Annotated in this window: 18 protein-coding genes; 17 read left to right on the top strand and 1 reads right to left on the bottom strand. The window is 62.1% G+C overall.

What is annotated here, in order from left to right:
- Positions 1-172: 172 nt before the first annotated feature.
- The 16 genes from rpmE to FEZ59_RS24895 all read left to right on the top strand — a co-directional run bounded on the left by rpmE (position 173) and on the right by FEZ59_RS24895 (position 14,188).
- Positions 173-409, top strand: coding sequence for a 50S ribosomal protein L31 (gene rpmE / locus FEZ59_RS24970; protein WP_003941310.1), 237 nt, complete (start codon positions 173-175; stop codon positions 407-409).
- 146 nt (positions 410-555) lie between these two features.
- Positions 556-1,635 carry a peptide chain release factor 1 gene (gene prfA / locus FEZ59_RS24965; RefSeq protein ID WP_003941341.1) on the top strand — a complete coding sequence of 360 codons (1,080 nt, stop codon included), beginning with the start codon at positions 556-558 and terminating at the stop codon, positions 1,633-1,635.
- Between the two features lie 77 nt (positions 1,636-1,712).
- The gene (gene prmC, locus FEZ59_RS24960; RefSeq protein ID WP_019749178.1) at positions 1,713-2,645 is read left to right on the top strand and encodes a peptide chain release factor N(5)-glutamine methyltransferase; all 933 of its coding nucleotides are present in this window, start codon (positions 1,713-1,715) and stop codon (positions 2,643-2,645) included.
- A complete protein-coding gene (locus FEZ59_RS24955) occupies positions 2,642-3,304 on the top strand; it encodes an L-threonylcarbamoyladenylate synthase (RefSeq protein WP_003941345.1) in 663 nt (220 codons plus the stop codon). Before prmC ends, FEZ59_RS24955 begins: the two co-directional genes overlap by 4 nt.
- Before the next feature lie 2 nt (positions 3,305-3,306).
- Positions 3,307-4,632, top strand: coding sequence for a serine hydroxymethyltransferase (gene glyA / locus FEZ59_RS24950; RefSeq protein ID WP_097387200.1), 1,326 nt, complete (start codon positions 3,307-3,309; stop codon positions 4,630-4,632).
- Positions 4,629-5,816 (top strand): MraY family glycosyltransferase, encoded by a 1,188-nt coding sequence (locus FEZ59_RS24945; RefSeq protein WP_019749176.1) that lies wholly within the window; start codon positions 4,629-4,631, stop codon positions 5,814-5,816. Before glyA ends, FEZ59_RS24945 begins: the two co-directional genes overlap by 4 nt.
- Before the next feature lie 92 nt (positions 5,817-5,908).
- Entirely contained in the window at positions 5,909-6,319 is a 411-nt protein-coding gene (locus FEZ59_RS24940) for a hypothetical protein (RefSeq protein WP_020970050.1), read from the top strand.
- A gap of 280 nt (positions 6,320-6,599) precedes the next feature.
- The gene (atpB, locus tag FEZ59_RS24935; RefSeq protein WP_019749174.1) at positions 6,600-7,427 is read left to right on the top strand and encodes a F0F1 ATP synthase subunit A; all 828 of its coding nucleotides are present in this window, start codon (positions 6,600-6,602) and stop codon (positions 7,425-7,427) included.
- Positions 7,428-7,510: 83 nt separating this feature from the next.
- Positions 7,511-7,753: an ATP synthase F0 subunit C gene (locus FEZ59_RS24930; protein WP_003941327.1), complete on the top strand. Its 243-nt coding sequence runs from the start codon at positions 7,511-7,513 to the stop codon at positions 7,751-7,753.
- Between the two features lie 7 nt (positions 7,754-7,760).
- On the top strand, positions 7,761-8,318 hold the full coding sequence (locus tag FEZ59_RS24925; RefSeq protein ID WP_019749173.1) for a F0F1 ATP synthase subunit B: 558 nt from the start codon (positions 7,761-7,763) through the stop codon (positions 8,316-8,318).
- A gap of 5 nt (positions 8,319-8,323) precedes the next feature.
- Positions 8,324-9,148: a F0F1 ATP synthase subunit delta gene (locus tag FEZ59_RS24920; protein WP_003941304.1), complete on the top strand. Its 825-nt coding sequence runs from the start codon at positions 8,324-8,326 to the stop codon at positions 9,146-9,148.
- 62 nt (positions 9,149-9,210) lie between these two features.
- Complete coding sequence (gene atpA, locus FEZ59_RS24915) at positions 9,211-10,854, top strand: F0F1 ATP synthase subunit alpha (protein ID WP_019749171.1); 1,644 nt, start codon at positions 9,211-9,213, stop codon at positions 10,852-10,854.
- Positions 10,855-10,902: 48 nt separating this feature from the next.
- Positions 10,903-11,886 (top strand): F0F1 ATP synthase subunit gamma, encoded by a 984-nt coding sequence (locus tag FEZ59_RS24910; RefSeq protein WP_003941320.1) that lies wholly within the window; start codon positions 10,903-10,905, stop codon positions 11,884-11,886.
- Positions 11,887-11,889: 3 nt separating this feature from the next.
- On the top strand, positions 11,890-13,341 hold the full coding sequence (atpD, locus tag FEZ59_RS24905) for a F0F1 ATP synthase subunit beta (RefSeq protein WP_003941349.1): 1,452 nt from the start codon (positions 11,890-11,892) through the stop codon (positions 13,339-13,341).
- A gap of 6 nt (positions 13,342-13,347) precedes the next feature.
- Positions 13,348-13,716, top strand: coding sequence for a F0F1 ATP synthase subunit epsilon (locus tag FEZ59_RS24900; protein WP_019749170.1), 369 nt, complete (start codon positions 13,348-13,350; stop codon positions 13,714-13,716).
- 49 nt (positions 13,717-13,765) lie between these two features.
- Positions 13,766-14,188: a DUF2550 domain-containing protein gene (locus FEZ59_RS24895; protein ID WP_029255703.1), complete on the top strand. Its 423-nt coding sequence runs from the start codon at positions 13,766-13,768 to the stop codon at positions 14,186-14,188.
- Between the two features lie 10 nt (positions 14,189-14,198).
- On the opposite strand, the gene FEZ59_RS24890 is transcribed toward FEZ59_RS24895, so the two are convergent.
- Positions 14,199-14,771, bottom strand: coding sequence for a cob(I)yrinic acid a,c-diamide adenosyltransferase (locus FEZ59_RS24890; protein ID WP_019749169.1), 573 nt, complete (start codon positions 14,769-14,771; stop codon positions 14,199-14,201).
- A 54-nt stretch (positions 14,772-14,825) separates the two neighbouring features.
- Here FEZ59_RS24890 and murA point away from each other — a divergent pair, with 54 nt between their 5' ends.
- Entirely contained in the window at positions 14,826-16,085 is a 1,260-nt protein-coding gene (murA, locus tag FEZ59_RS24885; RefSeq protein ID WP_172933351.1) for a UDP-N-acetylglucosamine 1-carboxyvinyltransferase, read from the top strand.
- The last annotated feature ends 673 nt before the right edge of the window (positions 16,086-16,758 follow it).

Here is a 16,758-nt window from a genome sequence, read left to right as displayed (position 1 = left end):
CGGAACAAAACCGAGGGGCAGTGCGTTGACAACTTCGTACAGCCACCCCGAGGCGTGCGAGACGCGGATTATCTGGTGAGGTACCGCATCTGGCATACTGAACGGCCGAGTCCGGTTCCGGTTCACGATGTCGATTGGCGACGTCGACCCGGCGACCATTGAAAGGGACACCATGAAGGCAGGAATCCACCCAACCTACGTAGCGACCACCGTCGTCTGCGGTTGCGGTAACACGTTCGAGACCCACAGCACCAAGGAGTCCGGACGCATCAACGTCGAGGTTTGCTCGCAGTGCCACCCGTTCTACACGGGCAAGCAGAAGATTCTCGACACCGGTGGACGCGTCGCTCGCTTCGAGGCTCGCTACGGCAAGCGCGCAGACAGCAAGGTCCCGGCCACCGAGTCCTAGCTGTTCCGCCGACGCCCGATCTGCCATGCGCAGATCGGGCGTCGGCTTTTTTGTGCCTGCACTCGGTTTGCGCGTTTCCCGGGTCCCGGCGTCGAAATACCTTCAAGCGCGCACCGTAGGAATCGAAACTCAGAGCGGAGCGAACCATGGCAGGCGCAACCCAGCCCTCGGCCATCGACGACATCTTGGCGGAGCACGCCGGTCTCGAAGCGCAGATGTCCGATCCGGCGCTGCACAACGACCCTGCCGCTGCCAGGCGCGTCGGTAAGCGGTTCTCCGAGCTCTCGCCGATCATGTCGACGTACAACAAGCTCACGGCTGCGCAGGACGATCTGGAAGCTGCGCGCGAACTCGCCGCCGACGATTCCAGCTTCGCCGCCGAGATCCCCGATCTCGAAGCCGAGGTCGCGCAGCTCGAGCAGACGCTGACCGATCAGTTGGCGCCGCGTGATCCGCATGACGGCGACGACATCGTCCTCGAAGTGAAGTCCGGTGAGGGCGGCGAAGAATCCGCGCTCTTCGCCTCGGACCTGGCCCGCATGTACGTCCGCTACGCGGAACGGCACGGCTGGCGCGTCGAGATCCTCGACGCGACGGTCTCCGATCTCGGCGGATACAAGGAAGCCACGCTGTCGATCAAGAGCAAGTCAGACACCCCGGACGGAGTGTGGGCGAGGCTCAAGTTCGAGGGCGGGGTTCACCGCGTCCAGCGAGTGCCCGTCACCGAATCCCAGGGACGCGTTCACACTTCGGCCGCCGGCGTTCTGGTCTACCCGGAGCCCGAAGAGGTCGAGCAGGTCCAGATCGACGAGAGTGACCTGCGTATCGACGTCTACCGTTCGTCCGGCAAGGGCGGTCAGGGCGTCAACACCACCGACTCCGCGGTTCGAATCACGCACCTTCCGACCGGCATCGTCGTCACCTGCCAGAACGAGCGCTCGCAGCTCCAGAACAAGGCGCGTGCCATGCAGGTGCTTGCAGCCCGTTTGCAGGTAGTCGCCGAGGAAGCCGCGGACGCAGAAGCGTCGGCAGGTCGCCAGAGTCAGGTTCGGACGGTGGACCGTTCGGAGCGCATCCGCACCTACAACTTCCCTGAGAACCGCATCACCGATCACCGCATCGGATTCAAGTCGCACAACCTCGACGCAGTGCTCGACGGTGAGCTCGACGCACTTCTCGACGCATTGGGCAAGGCGGACCGAGAGGCGCGTCTCGCGGCCGAGTAGATGCAGACCATGACTGACCTCCATCCCGCCGGGAACTCGGTGAACCGCGTGTCGGTCGAGCGTGGCAGGCTGTACCCGTGAGTCGACTTCCACTTCGTTTGGCGCTGATCGAAGCTGCAAAACAGCTCGACGCCGCAGGTGTGCCCAGCCCACGCACCGACGCCGAGTTGTTGGCATCCCACCTGCTCGGCGTCGAACGCACGCGTCTCGGGCTGATTCCGTTGGTCGATCCCGAGGTCATCGCGGCGTTCGACGAGTTGGTTGCGCAACGCGTGAAGCGGATTCCGTTGCAGCACATCATCGGAGTCGCATCGATGGGCAACATCGACGTCGCTGTCGGTCCGGGTGTCTTCATTCCGCGGCCCGAAACCGAATTGCTCATGGGTTGGGCGCTCTCGTTCCTCGAAGGTTGCGGAAGCAAGCCGCCGGTAGTTCTGGACCTGTGCACGGGATCGGGTGTACTCGCGCTGTCCATCGCCGAGGCCCGTCCAGACGCCGTCGTTCACGCCGTGGAGAAAGAGCCCGCCGCGTTGGCGTGGGCGCGTCGTAATGCTGCCGACCGCGAGGCCGCCGGTGATACACCGATCCATCTGCATCAGGGCGATGTCACTGATCGGAACCTGTTGCCAGGGCTCGAGGGCGGCGTCGATCTGGTCGTGTCCAATCCGCCGTACATCCCCGAAGGCGCGCAATTGCAGCCTGAGGTCATGGATTACGACCCGCACACCGCGTTGTTCGGTGGCGCCGACGGTCTGTCCGTCATCAAACCCATGATCAGCAACATCGCGAGGTGGCTTCGAATCGGCGGCGCGGCAGGCATCGAGCACGACGACACCAACGGCGACGGCGTCGCTGCGCTGTTCTCGGCGCGCCGGGTATTCGGCGACGTTGCACAGCATCCCGATCTTGCCGGTCGTCCGCGTTTCGTCGTCGCGAGACGTGTCGCCACCGACGTGGAAGCGCAGCGGAATCGAACGCCCGAAGTGCAGAGTGAAAGGATGGCTGAGTGAGCACCGTGTACGACTGCAGTCAGACAGATTCCCGAACCGCAGGCTTGGCCGCCGCGAAGAACGCGCTCAAGGCCGGCCGACTCGTAGTTCTCCCTACCGACACCCTTTACGGACTCGCCGCGGACGCGTTCGACAGCGAAGCTGTCACGAGTCTGTTGCGCGCCAAGGGACGCGGGCGAGACATGCCCGTCCCGGTACTGGTCGGATCGTGGAACACCATCGACGGGCTCGTCTACAGCGTGCGCCCCCAGGCGCGGGATCTGATCCGCGCGTTCTGGCCCGGCGGACTGAGCTTGGTCGTCGAGCAGGCGCCTTCACTTGCCTGGGACCTCGGTGATACCCGCGGAACCGTCATGCTCCGCATGCCGCTGCACCCGGTTGCCCTCGAACTGTTGCGCGATGTCGGACCGCTTGCCGTCTCGAGCGCCAACATTTCGGGGCGTCCGCCGGCAACTACCGTCGAGGAAGCCCGAGATCAGCTCGGCGGATCTGCCAGCGTGTATCTCGACGGAGGCAAGGCCGAACACGCCGTTGCTTCCACGATCGTCGACCTGACCGGCAATTCACCGCGTATCTTGCGAGTGGGTGCCGTCTCGGCAGAATCCATCGCCGAGGTATTGGGCACCAGTCCGGAAAGCCTCGTAGAGGGAGTTTCGTAACGATGGTCGGCGCCGGCGGCGAGCGCGCGGGGGAATCCACGTATTGGGGACCGGATTTCGGTGAGCTTGCCACGGCGGACCCCGAGATCGCGGCTGTTGCGCTGGCCGAACTCGAGCGTCAGCGCGGCGGGCTTCAACTCATCGCGAGCGAGAACTTCACCAGCCCCTCGGTACTGGCTGCCTTGGGTTCGACCCTGAGCAACAAGTACGCCGAGGGCTATCCGGGTCGGCGTTACTACGGCGGGTGCGAGTACGTCGACGTAGCCGAGAATCTGGCGATCGACCGGGCAAAGGCACTGTTCGGCGCCGAGCACGTCAACGTCCAGCCGCATTCGGGGGCCACCGCGAATCTCGCGGTGTACGCCGCATTCGCCAAGCCCGGCGACACCGTATTGGCGATGAGTTTGCCGCACGGTGGGCATCTGACTCACGGGTCTCGGGTCAGCTTTTCGGGGCAGTGGTTCACCACCGTTCCCTATCACGTCGATTCGGCCACCGAATTGATCGACTACGACGAGGTTCGCACCCTGGCTCTGGCGCGCAAACCGAAAATCATCATCGCCGGCGCGACCGCGTACTCCCGAACCATCGACTTCGCAGCCTTCCGGTCGATCGCGGACGAGGTCGGTGCGATCCTGTGGGTCGATGCCGCCCACTTCATCGGACTCGTGGCAGGCCGGGCGATACCGTCGTGTGTTCCGTATGCCGACGTGGTCTCCGCGACGACGCACAAGGTCCTCAGAGGCCCGCGCGGCGGAATGATCTTGTGCCGCAGCGAGCATGCCACGGCTGTCGATCGCGCGGTGTTCCCCTTCATTCAAGGCGGCCCGATGATGCATGCGATCGCTGCGAAGGCGGTTGCCTTCAAAGAAGCGTCGACGCCGGAATATCGTTGGTATGCACAGGAAGTGGTTGCCAATGCGTCGGCGCTCGCGCAGTCGTTGGAAGCTCGCGGCCTGCGCACCGTGTCCGGTGGAACCGACACGCATCTGGCGCTTCTCGATCTGCGCGCAAGCGGTGTCACCGGCGTCGACGCCGAGCGTAGGTGCGGACTGGCTTCGATCACGCTCAACAAGAACGCGATTCCGTTCGATCCGCAGTCGCCGGCCGTCACGTCCGGAATCCGCGTCGGATCCGCGGCCGTGACGACCCAGGGGTTCAACAGTTCCGACATGAGCGTCGTGGGGGAGTTGATCGCGCGTGCAGTCGTAGCGGATCCAGCCACCACGTCAGGGGAGGCCGAGTTGGCATCGGTTGCCGACGGCGTTCGCGAACTGGTACGGGCAAAACCTGCCTATCCCCGCCGGACGGGTGATCTCGCGCAGTGATCACTTCGTACGAGGCGACCACATATCTGGCACAGGGTGGCGGGGGAGCGGGTGTGCCCATCCGTGAACTGTTGCTCGTGCTGTGTACGGCGGCGGTAGTGACATACCTGGCGACTGGCGCAGTCCGGTTGTTGGCGCTGCGGTTCGGCGCAGTCGCGATTCCTCGTGATCGGGACGTTCACGTCGAGCCGATTCCGCGCCTCGGTGGCGTCGGAATGTATATCGGCATGGTTGTCGGTCTGCTGTTTGCGCAGCAATTACCGGCGCTCACAAGAGGTTTCGGCTTCGGTAGTCCAGATGTACACGCTGCGCTCGTAGCGGGCGCCGTCATCGTCCTCGTGGGCGTGATCGACGACAGGTGGGGCCTCGACGCTCTCACCAAGTTCGTGGGTCAGGTGACTGCTGCCGGAGTGCTTGTGGTGATGGGCGTCAGTTGGTTCATCATCTACAACCCTTTCGGTGGTGACGGTGGGTCCACGATCATCCTCGATCAGATTCAATCGGGACTGTTCACGGTGGCTATCGCCGTGGCGACCATCAACGCGATGAACTTCGTCGACGGTCTCGACGGATTGGCCGCCGGTTTGGGCCTCATCGCGGCCTTGGCGATCCTCATCTTCTCGATCGGTCTGCTCCACGATCAGGGCGGCGACGCGAGTGTCTACCCGCCGGCGATGATCGCGGCGGCCTTGGCAGGCGCTTGTCTCGGTTTTCTTCCGCATAACTTCAATCCAGCGCGCATTTTCATGGGCGATTCCGGGTCGATGTTGATCGGTCTCATGCTTGCCGCGATCTCCACCAGTGCATCCGGTCGTATTCCGCTCACTGCTTACGGAACCCGCGACCTGGTCGGCCTCCTCGCGCCGTTGTTGCTGGTCGGTGCTGTGATGTTCATCCCGATGCTGGACATGCTCCTGGCCGTGATCCGCCGGACTAAAGCGGGCGTCAGTCCGTTCAGTCCGGACAAGATGCACCTGCATCATCGCCTCCTGCAAATCGGACACACGCACCGACGGGTTGTGCTGGTCATCTACCTGTGGGTCAGCGTTCTGGCTTTCGGTGCCGTCGGATCCTCGCTGCTCAATCGACAGCTGGTTGTCGTACTGGTTGCGGCCGGGTTGGTCATTGCCTTGTTCTTCACGGCGGTGCCGTCCCTGATCGATCGCAAGCAACAGCGTCGCTAGCCAAGTTTCCCGATCCATTACCCTTGGGCATCGTGACGAACACGCCGCAGCCTGTACCTGCCTCGCAACCCATCCCTGATTCGACCGCCGCCATGAAGTCGGCCGTGAAGTGGGGTGTGATGGGGCTGATCGCGCTGGCCGTGGTCGGCGCGCTCCTGGGCGGGCTCTTCGCCGGCAAGGAAGGCGTCTACGGAGCCCTGATAGGCGCAGCCGTCGGCGGCGGGTTCATCCTGTTCACGGCGCTGGGCGTGCTACTCACAGCGAAGTTGCCTGCGCTCACGGCCGGCGCAGTTCTTCTCGGCACGTGGCTGCTGAAGATGATTCTCGCGATGGTTGTTCTCTTTGTCCTCTCGGACATGGATTTCTACAACAAGACCGCTCTCGTCCTGGTCATCATCATGTCGCTGGTCGTCGTGCTCGGCGCGGAGACATACGGCGTTCTCGGAACCAAAACTCCGTACGTCGATCCCACTCCCAGCAGCAACGTCGACGACGACGAGTAGTACTACAAGAGGTAACTAATCGGACTTCCAGGTACCCCATCTACACAATGTCGTAGATGACTTGATAAGGTTCGGTTCAAGCGAGAGCAATGGTGGGCCGAGTAACACTCAGCCGACGATGCCATGTGCTCGCAGGTGGTCGAAATTCTGACCACTGAGTCGACGAGAGTCGCCGACACCGACAGACGCCAGGCCCCTCTAGGGTTCTCCAGCTGCTGACGAATGCGCGAGTCGAACTTGTCGACTTGTAGATCGTCAATGTCCGATCGAACCGCAGTCAATGATGGCTGCGGACCGACTACGGGAGAGAACGCTGAGCGTCACCACCCTGGCCGCGGATGAATTCCATGCGCCGTCACTAGACGATTTTTTCCCGCCCTCCGTGTTGATTCACGCGGGCCCCTTCGAGCTCGACCGTCTGATGCTGATTCGTCTGCTGATGTCGGTGCTGGTCGCAGCCTTCTTCGTGATCGCGATGCGCAGCCCTCGATTGGTTCCCCGTGGGATGCAGAACGCCGCTGAGCTTGCGCTCGACTTCGTTCGTATCAACATCGCCGAGGAGATCCTGGGCAAGGAACAGGGCAAGCGCTTCCTGCCGGTCATCACGACGATCTTCTTCATCGTGGTCGCCAGCAACATGGCCAGCATCATTCCTTTCCTGAACATCTCGCCGAACGCACGAATCGGTATGCCCCTGGTACTCGCGGCGCTCGCCTACATCGTGTTCAACTACGTCGGAATCAAGAAGTACGGCTTCTTCAAGTACGTCAAGAGCAGCATCGTCGTTCCCGGCGTTCCGCTGCCCCTGCACTTCTTGTTGGTGCCCATCGAGTTCATCTCGACCTTCATCCTGCGCCCGTTCACGCTGATGGTTCGTCTCATGGCCAACATGTTGGCCGGCCACATCCTGCTGGTGCTGTTCTTCAGCGCGACGAACTACTTCTTCTTCGTGTCCGGCGGATTCCAGGCGATCTTCGGCGTTCCGTCGATCATCGCCGGTATCGCATTCACGTTCTTCGAGCTGCTGGTCATCTTCCTGCAGGCTTACGTGTTCGCGTTGCTGACCGCGGTGTACATCGAATTGGCGCTCCACGCCGACGAGCACTGACCTTTTACCTCCTCACCAGCTACACCAAGAACTGAGCCTCTTGCCGAATCCGGCAGAGGTCAACAGAAAGGGAATGGAACACCATGAGCATCGCTTACCTCGCTCAGGAAGTTGTCGAGACCAAGTCGCGCGGCTACGGAGCCATCGGCTACGGCCTCGCAGCAATCGGCCCCGGCATCGGCGTGGGCATCGTTGTGGGCAAGGCAATCGAAGGCATGGTCCGCCAGCCCGAGATGGCCGGCCAGGTTCGTACCACCATGTTCCTCGGTATTGCATTCACCGAGGCCCTCGCATTGATCGGCCTTGTCGCCGGTTTCATTTTCTAAGACAGACATGGGAGCCACCTTCGCAGTGCTCGCGGCAACAGAGGAGACACACAATCCTCTCTTGCCCGAGACATACGACATCGTGTGGTCCGCGGTTGCGCTCGTCGTAGTCGGTTTTGTCTTCTGGAAGCTCGTTCTTCCGAAGTTCCAGAAGGTCTTGGCCGAACGCACCGAGCAGATCGAGGGCGGCATCAAGAAGGCCGAAGACGCACAGGCAGAGGCAGCGGCCGCGCTCGAGCAGTACCGCGCGCAGCTCGCCGAAGCTCGTACCGAGGCAGCGCAGATCCGTGAGGAAGCGCGTACCCAGGGTCAGCAGATCATCGCTGACATGAAGGTTCAGGCGCAGGACGAGAGCGACCGCATCGTGGCCGCAGGCCACAGCCAGCTCGTCGCCCAGCGTCAGCAGATCGTCGCTGAGCTCCGCTCGGATCTCGGCAAGACCGCTGTAGACCTGGCCGAGAAGGTCATCGGGGAGTCTCTCGCCGACGACGTGAAGCGCGCCGGAACGGTTGATCGTTTCCTCAACGAGCTCGACACCGTCAGCGCTGATTCAGCCAGGAAGTGAGCAACATGTACGCAGCGAGCCGTGAAGCCTTGGCGCAGACTCGTTCTGCGCTGAGCAGTGCCCTGGGCGCCGTCTCTGCAGGAGCCGCAACTGCTGCTTCTGCTCAGGCTGGGTCCGAGCTCTTCTCGGTGGTCGAGGTACTCGACGGCCAGCGCGCTCTTCGCAGCGCGCTGGCTGACGCTTCGGCACCGGCCGCTGGTCGCCAGGCTTTGGCAGAGCAGTTGTTCTCCGGAAAGGTCGGCGCCGAGGCGCTCGCCACCGTGAAGGCAGCTGCAGGCCAGGACTGGTCTGCGGCCCGCGACTTGGTCAACTCGCTCGAACTGCTCGGACGCGAAGCTCTGCTCCGCGCCGCAGCCGATCAGAGCCAGTTGGACACCGTTGAGGACGAGCTCTTCCGTCTCGGTCGCATCGTGGCAGGGGATCCCAGCCTGGAGCAGACGCTCTCGGATCTGTCGGTTCCCGCAGCCCGCAAGCGTGAGTTCCTCTCCCGCTTGCTCTACGGCAAGGTCACTGCGGTCACCGAGGCACTCGCCGGACAGGCCGTCGGCCGGTTGAAGTCTGCACCCGCAGACACTTTCGATCAGCTGTCGAATCTTGCCGCAGCGCAGCGCGATACCACCGTTGCTCACGTTCGCAGCGCCTCGGCGTTGAGCTCGGAGCAGTCGGATCGCTTGGCCAGCACTCTTACCCGCACCTACGGGAAGCCGGTAGCAGTACACGTCGAGGTTGATCCAGAACTCCTCAGCGGCTTGGTCGTCCGGGTGGGCGACGAGGTTATCGACGGCAGCGCAGCGGGTCGACTCGCAGCACTGCGGAAGAACCTCAAGTAGTCCTTCAGCCGAACACATACTCCAGATCTTTTCGAAGACCAGACACCGAGAGCAGGAAAAACATGGCGGAGCTGACGATCTCCTCCGACGAGATCCGTAGCGCGATCGACAACTACACCGCGAGCTACTCCCCGGAGGCCTCCCGTGAGGAGGTCGGCACAGTGACCGACACCAGTGACGGCATTGCGCACGTCTCTGGCCTGCCTTCGGCTATGTCCAACGAGCTGTTGGAGTTCCCCGGTGGAATCGTCGGCGTCGCGCTCAACCTGGATGCCACCGAAATCGGTGCCGTCATCCTTGGCGATTACCAGAACATTCAAGAAGGCCAGGAAGTAAAGCGCACGGGCGACGTTCTGTCGGTTCCCGTCGGCGATGCTTTCCTCGGCCGCGTCATCGACCCGCTGGGTGCGCCTATCGACGGCCTCGGCGAGATCGAGAGCACCGAGAATCGTGCACTCGAGCTCCAGGCCGCTTCGGTGCTCGAGCGCCAGCCGGTCGAAGAGCCGCTCCAGACCGGTATCAAGGCTATCGACGCCATGACCCCGATCGGCCGCGGCCAGCGCCAGCTCATCATCGGCGACCGCAAGACCGGCAAGACCGCGGTCTGCATCGACGCCATCCTGAACCAGAAGGCCAACTGGGATTCCGGCGATGTCAACAAGCAGGTGCGCTGCATCTACGTTGCCATCGGTCAGAAGGGTTCCACCATCGCGGGCGTCAAGGCTGCCCTCGAGGAGAAGGGCGCGATGGAGTACACCACCATCGTTGCTGCTCCGGCCTCTGATTCCGCAGGCTTCAAGTGGCTCGCACCGTACACCGGCTCGGCCATCGGCCAGCACTGGATGTACCAGGGCAAGCACGTTCTGGTCGTGTTCGACGACCTGACCAAGCAGGCAGAGGCGTACCGCGCCATCTCGCTGCTGCTGCGTCGCCCGCCGGGACGCGAGGCTTACCCCGGTGACGTCTTCTACTTGCACTCCCGTCTGCTGGAGCGTTCGGCGAAGCTGTCCGACGCACTCGGCGGCGGCTCGCTGACGGCTCTGCCGATCATCGAGACCAAGGCGAATGACGTCTCGGCGTACATCCCGACCAACGTCATCTCCATCACCGACGGTCAGGTGTTCCTCGAGTCCGACCTGTTCAACAAGGGCGTTCGCCCCGCGATCAACGTCGGTATCTCGGTCTCCCGCGTCGGTGGCGCTGCACAGACCAAGGGCATGAAGAAGGTTTCCGGTTCGCTGCGTCTGGAACTGGCTCAGTTCCGTGAGCTCGAAGCGTTCTCCGCTTTCGCATCCGACCTCGACGCTGCCTCCAAGGCTCAGCTCGAGCGCGGTGCCCGTCTGGTCGAGCTGCTCAAGCAGGATCAGTACAGCCCGATCCCTGTCGAGGACCAGATCGTCTCGATCTACCTCGCCGGCGAAGGCATCTTCGACAGCGTTCCGATCGGTGACGTCCGTCGCTTCGAGAAGGAACTGCTCGAAGACCTCAAGCACTCGGCTGCTGGCGTCTACTCCAGCATCAACGGCGGTAAGGCACTCGATGCCGACAACGCTGCTGCGCTGATCGCTGCAACGAACAAGTTCAAGGAAGGCTTCATCGCATCCGACGGAAGCCGGGTCGTGAACGAGGCCGAGGCTGACGCTTTGGGCGCCGACGAGGTCGAGAACGAGCAGATCAACGTCAAGCGCAAGACCGTCAGCAAGTGACGTACGCGCCCATGACACTGCGAATTCCGAAGGGAGAGTGATTGATCGATGGCGAGCATTCTCGAATTGCGGTCTCGTATCAAGTCGGTCAACTCGACCAAGAAGATCACCAAGGCACAGGAACTGATCGCGACTTCGCGTATCACCAAGGCTCAGATTCGCGTCGCCGCGTCCAAGCCGTATGCCGAGGAGATCACGAAGGTACTCACCGAATTGGCGAGTGCGTCTGCTTCGCTCGATCACCCGTTGCTCAACGAGCGCCCGGAGCCCAAGCGGGCTGCGGTCCTCGTTGTCACCAGTGACCGCGGCATGTGTGGTGGCTACAACTCCAACGTCCTCAAGCAGGCAGAAGAGCTCATGGCTCTCCTCCGCAGCGAGGGCAAGGAGCCGGTCGTGTACGTGCTCGGTTCCAAGGGACTCGGCTACTACACGTTCCGCGGCCGCGACATCGGTGCTGCGTGGACGGGCTTCTCGCAGGATCCGGGTTACTCGGATGCAGCGAAGGCCAGCCGCCACCTGGTGGAGCTGTTCATGGCTGGTTCGGGTAACCAGGTTGCCGCTCCGAACGGTGAAGGCACGATCGAGGGCGTCGACGAACTCCATATCGTCTACACCCGCTTCGTGTCGATGCTGACGCAGACTCCCGAGGTTCGCCGTATGGCTCCTCTCGAGGTCTTCGTGTCGGAAGAGCGCATCGAACTCGGTGACGACATGCTGACCAACGGCCACGACGACGACCATGACAATGGCCCCGTCGCGGACTTCAGCTTCGAGCCCGAGCCCGAGAAGCTTCTCGGTGCTCTTCTCCCGAAGTACGTCAGCACTCGTATCTTCTCGTCGCTTCTCGATGCTGCGGCATCGGAGTCGGCAGCCCGTCGTACCGCCATGAAGGCCGCGACGGACAACGCAAACGAACTGGTGAACACGTTGAGCCGTCAGGCCAACCAGGCTCGCCAGGCCCAGATCACCCAGGAAATCAGCGAGATCGTCGGCGGCGCCAACGCGCTCGCCTCGAGCGCAGGAAGTGACTAGCACATGACCGCAGCAGTAACCGAAAACAACGGGGCAGGTTCGGCTTCGGCCGTAGCCGGCCGCGTCGTGCGGGTCATCGGTCCCGTCGTGGACGTTGAATTCCCGCGTGGCGCTGTTCCTGAACTGTTCAACGCCCTGAACGCCGAGATCACGCTTCCCTCGGTCGCCAAGACGCTGACGCTCGAGGTTGCACAGCACCTCGGTGACAACCTGGTCCGCACCGTCTCCATGCAGCCCACCGACGGCCTCGTCCGCGGCACTGCAGTGACCGACTCGGGCAAGCCGATCTCGGTTCCCGTCGGTGACGTCGTCAAGGGCCACGTGTTCAACGCCCTGGGCGATTGTCTCGACACCCCCGGCCTCGGCCGCGACGGCGAGCAGTGGGGCATCCACCGCAAGCCACCAGCCTTCGATCAGCTCGAAGGTAAGACCGAGATCCTCGAGACCGGCATCAAGGTCATCGACCTTCTCACCCCGTACGTCAAGGGTGGAAAGATCGGCCTGTTCGGTGGCGCCGGCGTCGGCAAGACCGTTCTGATCCAGGAAATGATCACGCGTATCGCTCGCGAGTTCTCGGGCACCTCGGTGTTCGCAGGCGTCGGTGAGCGTACCCGTGAGGGCACCGACCTCCACCTGGAAATGGAAGAGATGGGCGTCCTCCAGGACACCGCCCTTGTCTTCGGCCAGATGGACGAGCCGCCCGGAACGCGTATGCGCGTCGCCCTGTCCGCACTGACGATGGCGGAGTACTTCCGCGACGTTCAGGGCCAGGACGTCCTGTTGTTCATCGACAACATCTTCCGCTTCACGCAGGCAGGTTCCGAGGTTTCCACCCTCCTCGGCCGTATGCCTTCGGCAGTGGGCTACCAGCCCACGCTGGCGGACGAGATGGGTGAGCTCCAGGAGCGCATCACCTCGACCCGCGGTCGCTCGATCACCTCGCTGCAGGCTATTTACGTGCCCGCCGACGACTACACCGACCCCGCGCCGGCTACGACGTTCGCGCACCTCGATGCCACCACCGAGCTCTCGCGCCCGATTTCGCAGATGGGTATCTACCCCGCTGTGGATCCGCTGAGCTCGACCTCCCGCATCCTGGAGCCCGGCATCGTCGGTGCCGAGCACTTCCGCGTTGCCAACGAGGTCAAGCGCATCCTGCAGAAGTACAAGGAACTGCAGGACATCATCGCCATCCTCGGTATGGACGAGCTTCAGGAAGAGGACAAGGTCCTCGTCGGCCGCGCCCGTCGTATCCAGAAGTTCCTCGGCCAGAACTTCATCGTTGCCGAGAAGTTCACCGGTGAGCCCGGCTCCGTCGTGCCGCTCCGCGACACGATCGAAGCCTTCGACCGCGTCTGCAAGGGCGAGTTCGATCACCTGCCCGAGCAGGCATTCAACAGCTGCGGTGGACTCGACGACGTCGAGGCTGCAGCCAAGAAGATGGCCGGGAAGTAGTCCACGATGGCTGAGATGACCGTAGAACTCGTTGCCGTCGAGCAGCGCTTGTGGTCTGGTTCGGCGACGCTGGTCAGCGCTCAGACCACTGAGGGCGAAATCGGCATCATGCCCGGGCATGAGCCGGTCCTCGGCCAGCTGATCGAGGGCGGAACCGTGTCGATCACCCCGGTCGACGGCGAGCGTATCGTTGCTGCAGTACACGGAGGGTTCCTCTCCGTCACTGCGACGACGGTGACGATTCTTGCCGAGTCCGCGGACATGGCACAGGACATCGACGTCGAGGCAGCCAAGGCTGTCTTGGCCGAGAACTCGGGCGACCTCGAAGCGATTGCGGTCGCCAAGGGTCAGCTCCGGGCCGTCGAGCGCGCGTAAGTTACTCGAGTAAAGCCGCGACGGGAGCCGACGAACAGTGACATTCGGAATGACTGTGTTGATCATTCTGGTTGTGCTGCTCGCGGTTCTCGTCGCGGCTTTTCTGTATCGTCTGCTGGTTCTACGTCGCGGCGGTACCGCTGCACTGCTTCGTGTTCTGCCATCCCCGGGGGACAGCGGGTGGCGTCACGGAATCATTCGCTACGGCGAAAGCACCTTCGTCTTTTTCAAACTGTCGAGTCTGCGGCCGGGCCCGGACTCCAGGATTGATCGTCAAGGAATCGAGGTCGAGAGCCGTCGCTCTCCCTCGGGTACCGAATTCGACATCATGAGCGACGACATCGTCGTGGTCAAGGTCAACGACGGATCGTCGGCCTACGAAATCGCCTTGGACAGTGGAGCATTGACAGCATTCCTGTCCTGGGTCGAATCACGGCCGGACGGGCGCGCCCGTAGGCGACGCACCGCCTGACCGGTCCCGCTCAAGCCCCGGCGCCGGGCTTCCAGAGCACATCGCCTTCAGGATTTGCCACTCTTCCCATGATGAAGAGCAGATCCGACAATCTGTTGAGATATTTCGCGGGGAGGACGCTGGTGTCTTCCGGGTTCGCATCGATGGCGGACCAGGCCGCACGCTCCGCACGCCGCGAGACGGTTCTTGCTACGTGAAGCAGGGCACCCAGGGCAGTTCCGCCGGGCAGAATGAACGAATTCAACGGTGCCAGTTGCTCATTGAGCTCATCGCACCATCCTTCGAGTCGATCGATATAGGCCTGAGTCACTCGCAGCGGTGGGTACTTCGGGTTCTCGACGACAGGGGTGGACAGGTCGGCCCCCGCGTCGAAGAGGTCGTTCTGGATCTGGCGCAGCATCGCGAGCAGATTCTCCGGGGGTGTGCCGAGGGCAACGGCCACACCGATCGCCGCGTTGGTCTCGTCGCAATCCGCGTAGGCGATCAGACGCGGATCGTTCTTGGAGACTCGCGAAAAATCACTGAGGCCGGTGGTCCCGTCGTCGCCGGTCCGGGTGTAGATCTTCGTCAGGTGAACAGACATAGGGCTACGGTACCGGCGCGGGGCCGACGAGGTTGTGGCTCTAGGCTGTGAACCGTGAGTGAGCACTTTCTTGTGACCGGGGGTAACCGCCTCGAAGGTGAAGTACTGGTGGGAGGGGCCAAGAACAGTGTGCTGAAGCTGATGGCCGCTGCACTGTTGGCCGAAGGCACCACTGTGGTGACCAACTGCCCGGACATTCTCGACGTGCCCCTGATGGCGGACGTCTTGCGAGGGCTGGGCTGCGAGGTCGAACTCGAAGACTCCGAAGTGCGGATCACGACGCCGGCCGAGCCGAAATATCACGCTGATTTTGACGCGGTGAAGCAGTTTCGGGCGTCGGTGTGTGTGCTTGGTCCGCTGGTTGCGCGTTGTCGACGCGCTGTTGTCGCACTTCCTGGCGGCGATGCGATCGGTTCGAGGCCACTCGACATGCACCAATCCGGGCTCCGCCTGTTGGGCGCGCGTAGCGAAATCGAACACGGATGTGTCGTTGCCGAGGCAGACGACCTTCACGGCGCGAACATTCGCCTGGTTTTCCCGTCTGTGGGTGCAACCGAGAACATCTTGATGGCAGCAGTGCTCGCCCGAGGTGAAACGGTGATCGACAACGCTGCACGTGAGCCCGAGATCGTGGATCTCTGCAACATGCTCAACGAAATGGGCGCCAAGGTATCGGGCGGCGGAACTTCGACGCTCACCATTCAAGGCGTCCGCAAGTTGGAACCGACTACGCACCGTGTCATCGGTGACCGCATCGTTGCCGCAACATGGGGTGTCGCTGCCTCCATGACCAGGGGTGACGTCCGCGTTCGCGGGGTGAACCACAAGCATCTCGGGTTGGTCCTCGACAAGCTTCGGACAGCCGGCGCGGAGGTGACTCCCGAGGTAGACGGTTTCCGTGTCATCCAGCGTGAACGGCCTAAGGCGGTCAATTTCGCAACCTTGCCTTACCCCGGATTCCCCACCGACCTGCAGCCGATGGCAATCGGCTTGGCTGCGGTTGCCGAGGGCACGTCGATGATCACCGAGAACGTATTCGAATCGCGTTTCCGATTTGTCGAGGAAATGATCCGACTCGGCGCCGACGCTCGTACTGACGGTCACCACGCGGTGATCCGCGGAGTTCCAGTGCTGTCGAGTGCGCCGGTGTGGTCTTCGGACATTCGGGCAGGCGCCGGGCTCGTGCTTGCCGGGTTGGTCGCGGACGGAACCACCGAAGTCCACGACATCTTCCACATCGACCGTGGGTACCCGCGTTTCGTCGAGAATCTTCGTGGACTCGGGGGAGTGATCGAGCGGGTGGGCTCCGAATAGGTTCGGTGCTCGGCGTCACACTCGGGCCTATTCGCGATTGGCGGAAAGGCTTAACTGTCTGACCTGGCCTTGGCTAGTGAATCGGTGTTGTGACCAGGCGATTTGTGAATTGATTGAAGGTTCGCGTAACTTATTCCAAGTCAGAGCGACACGGACACCGACTCCCGCCTTCACGGCGAGTGACACGAGGTTGTACGAAGTGCCTGACCAAATTTCGAAGTAGTTTCCATCGTGTATGGTTATGCTTCACCTCCAGTTCTTCCTCGAATGTTCAGCGGTTTGCGCCGATGATCATGATGGGATAGGCTGGAAAAGTTGCCCCGGAGCGGCGGCCATAGGGTCGTGGTGATGGTGTGTGCGTGTTCTTTGAGAACTCAACAGTGTGTCGATGAATGTCAGTGCCAAATATTTTTTGGTACTTCACATCCGCGAATGATCAACCGCCTCTTGGGGTTTGGTTGGTTTGTGTGTGGTGTGAGTATTTTTCGTCGGTGATTGTTCATTCTTCCGTCTGAATGGTTGCCGACACATTTTTTGCTAGTTGAGTTTTTTTGCTAGTGATTTGACTCTTTTTGTCTATGACTGATTAGCAGTTTCGGCTGTGAAATCTAGAGTCTTCAACGGAGAGTTTGATCCTGGCTCAGGACGAACGCTGGCGGCGTGCTTAACACAT

It is taken from the genome of Rhodococcus sp. MS13, assembly GCF_013277835.1.
GTDB classification, from domain to species: Bacteria; Actinomycetota; Actinomycetes; order Mycobacteriales; family Mycobacteriaceae; genus Rhodococcus_F; species Rhodococcus_F erythropolis.
The sequence above is the reverse complement of the archived record's forward strand: the minus strand, read 5'-3'. Positions and strand labels throughout refer to the sequence as shown.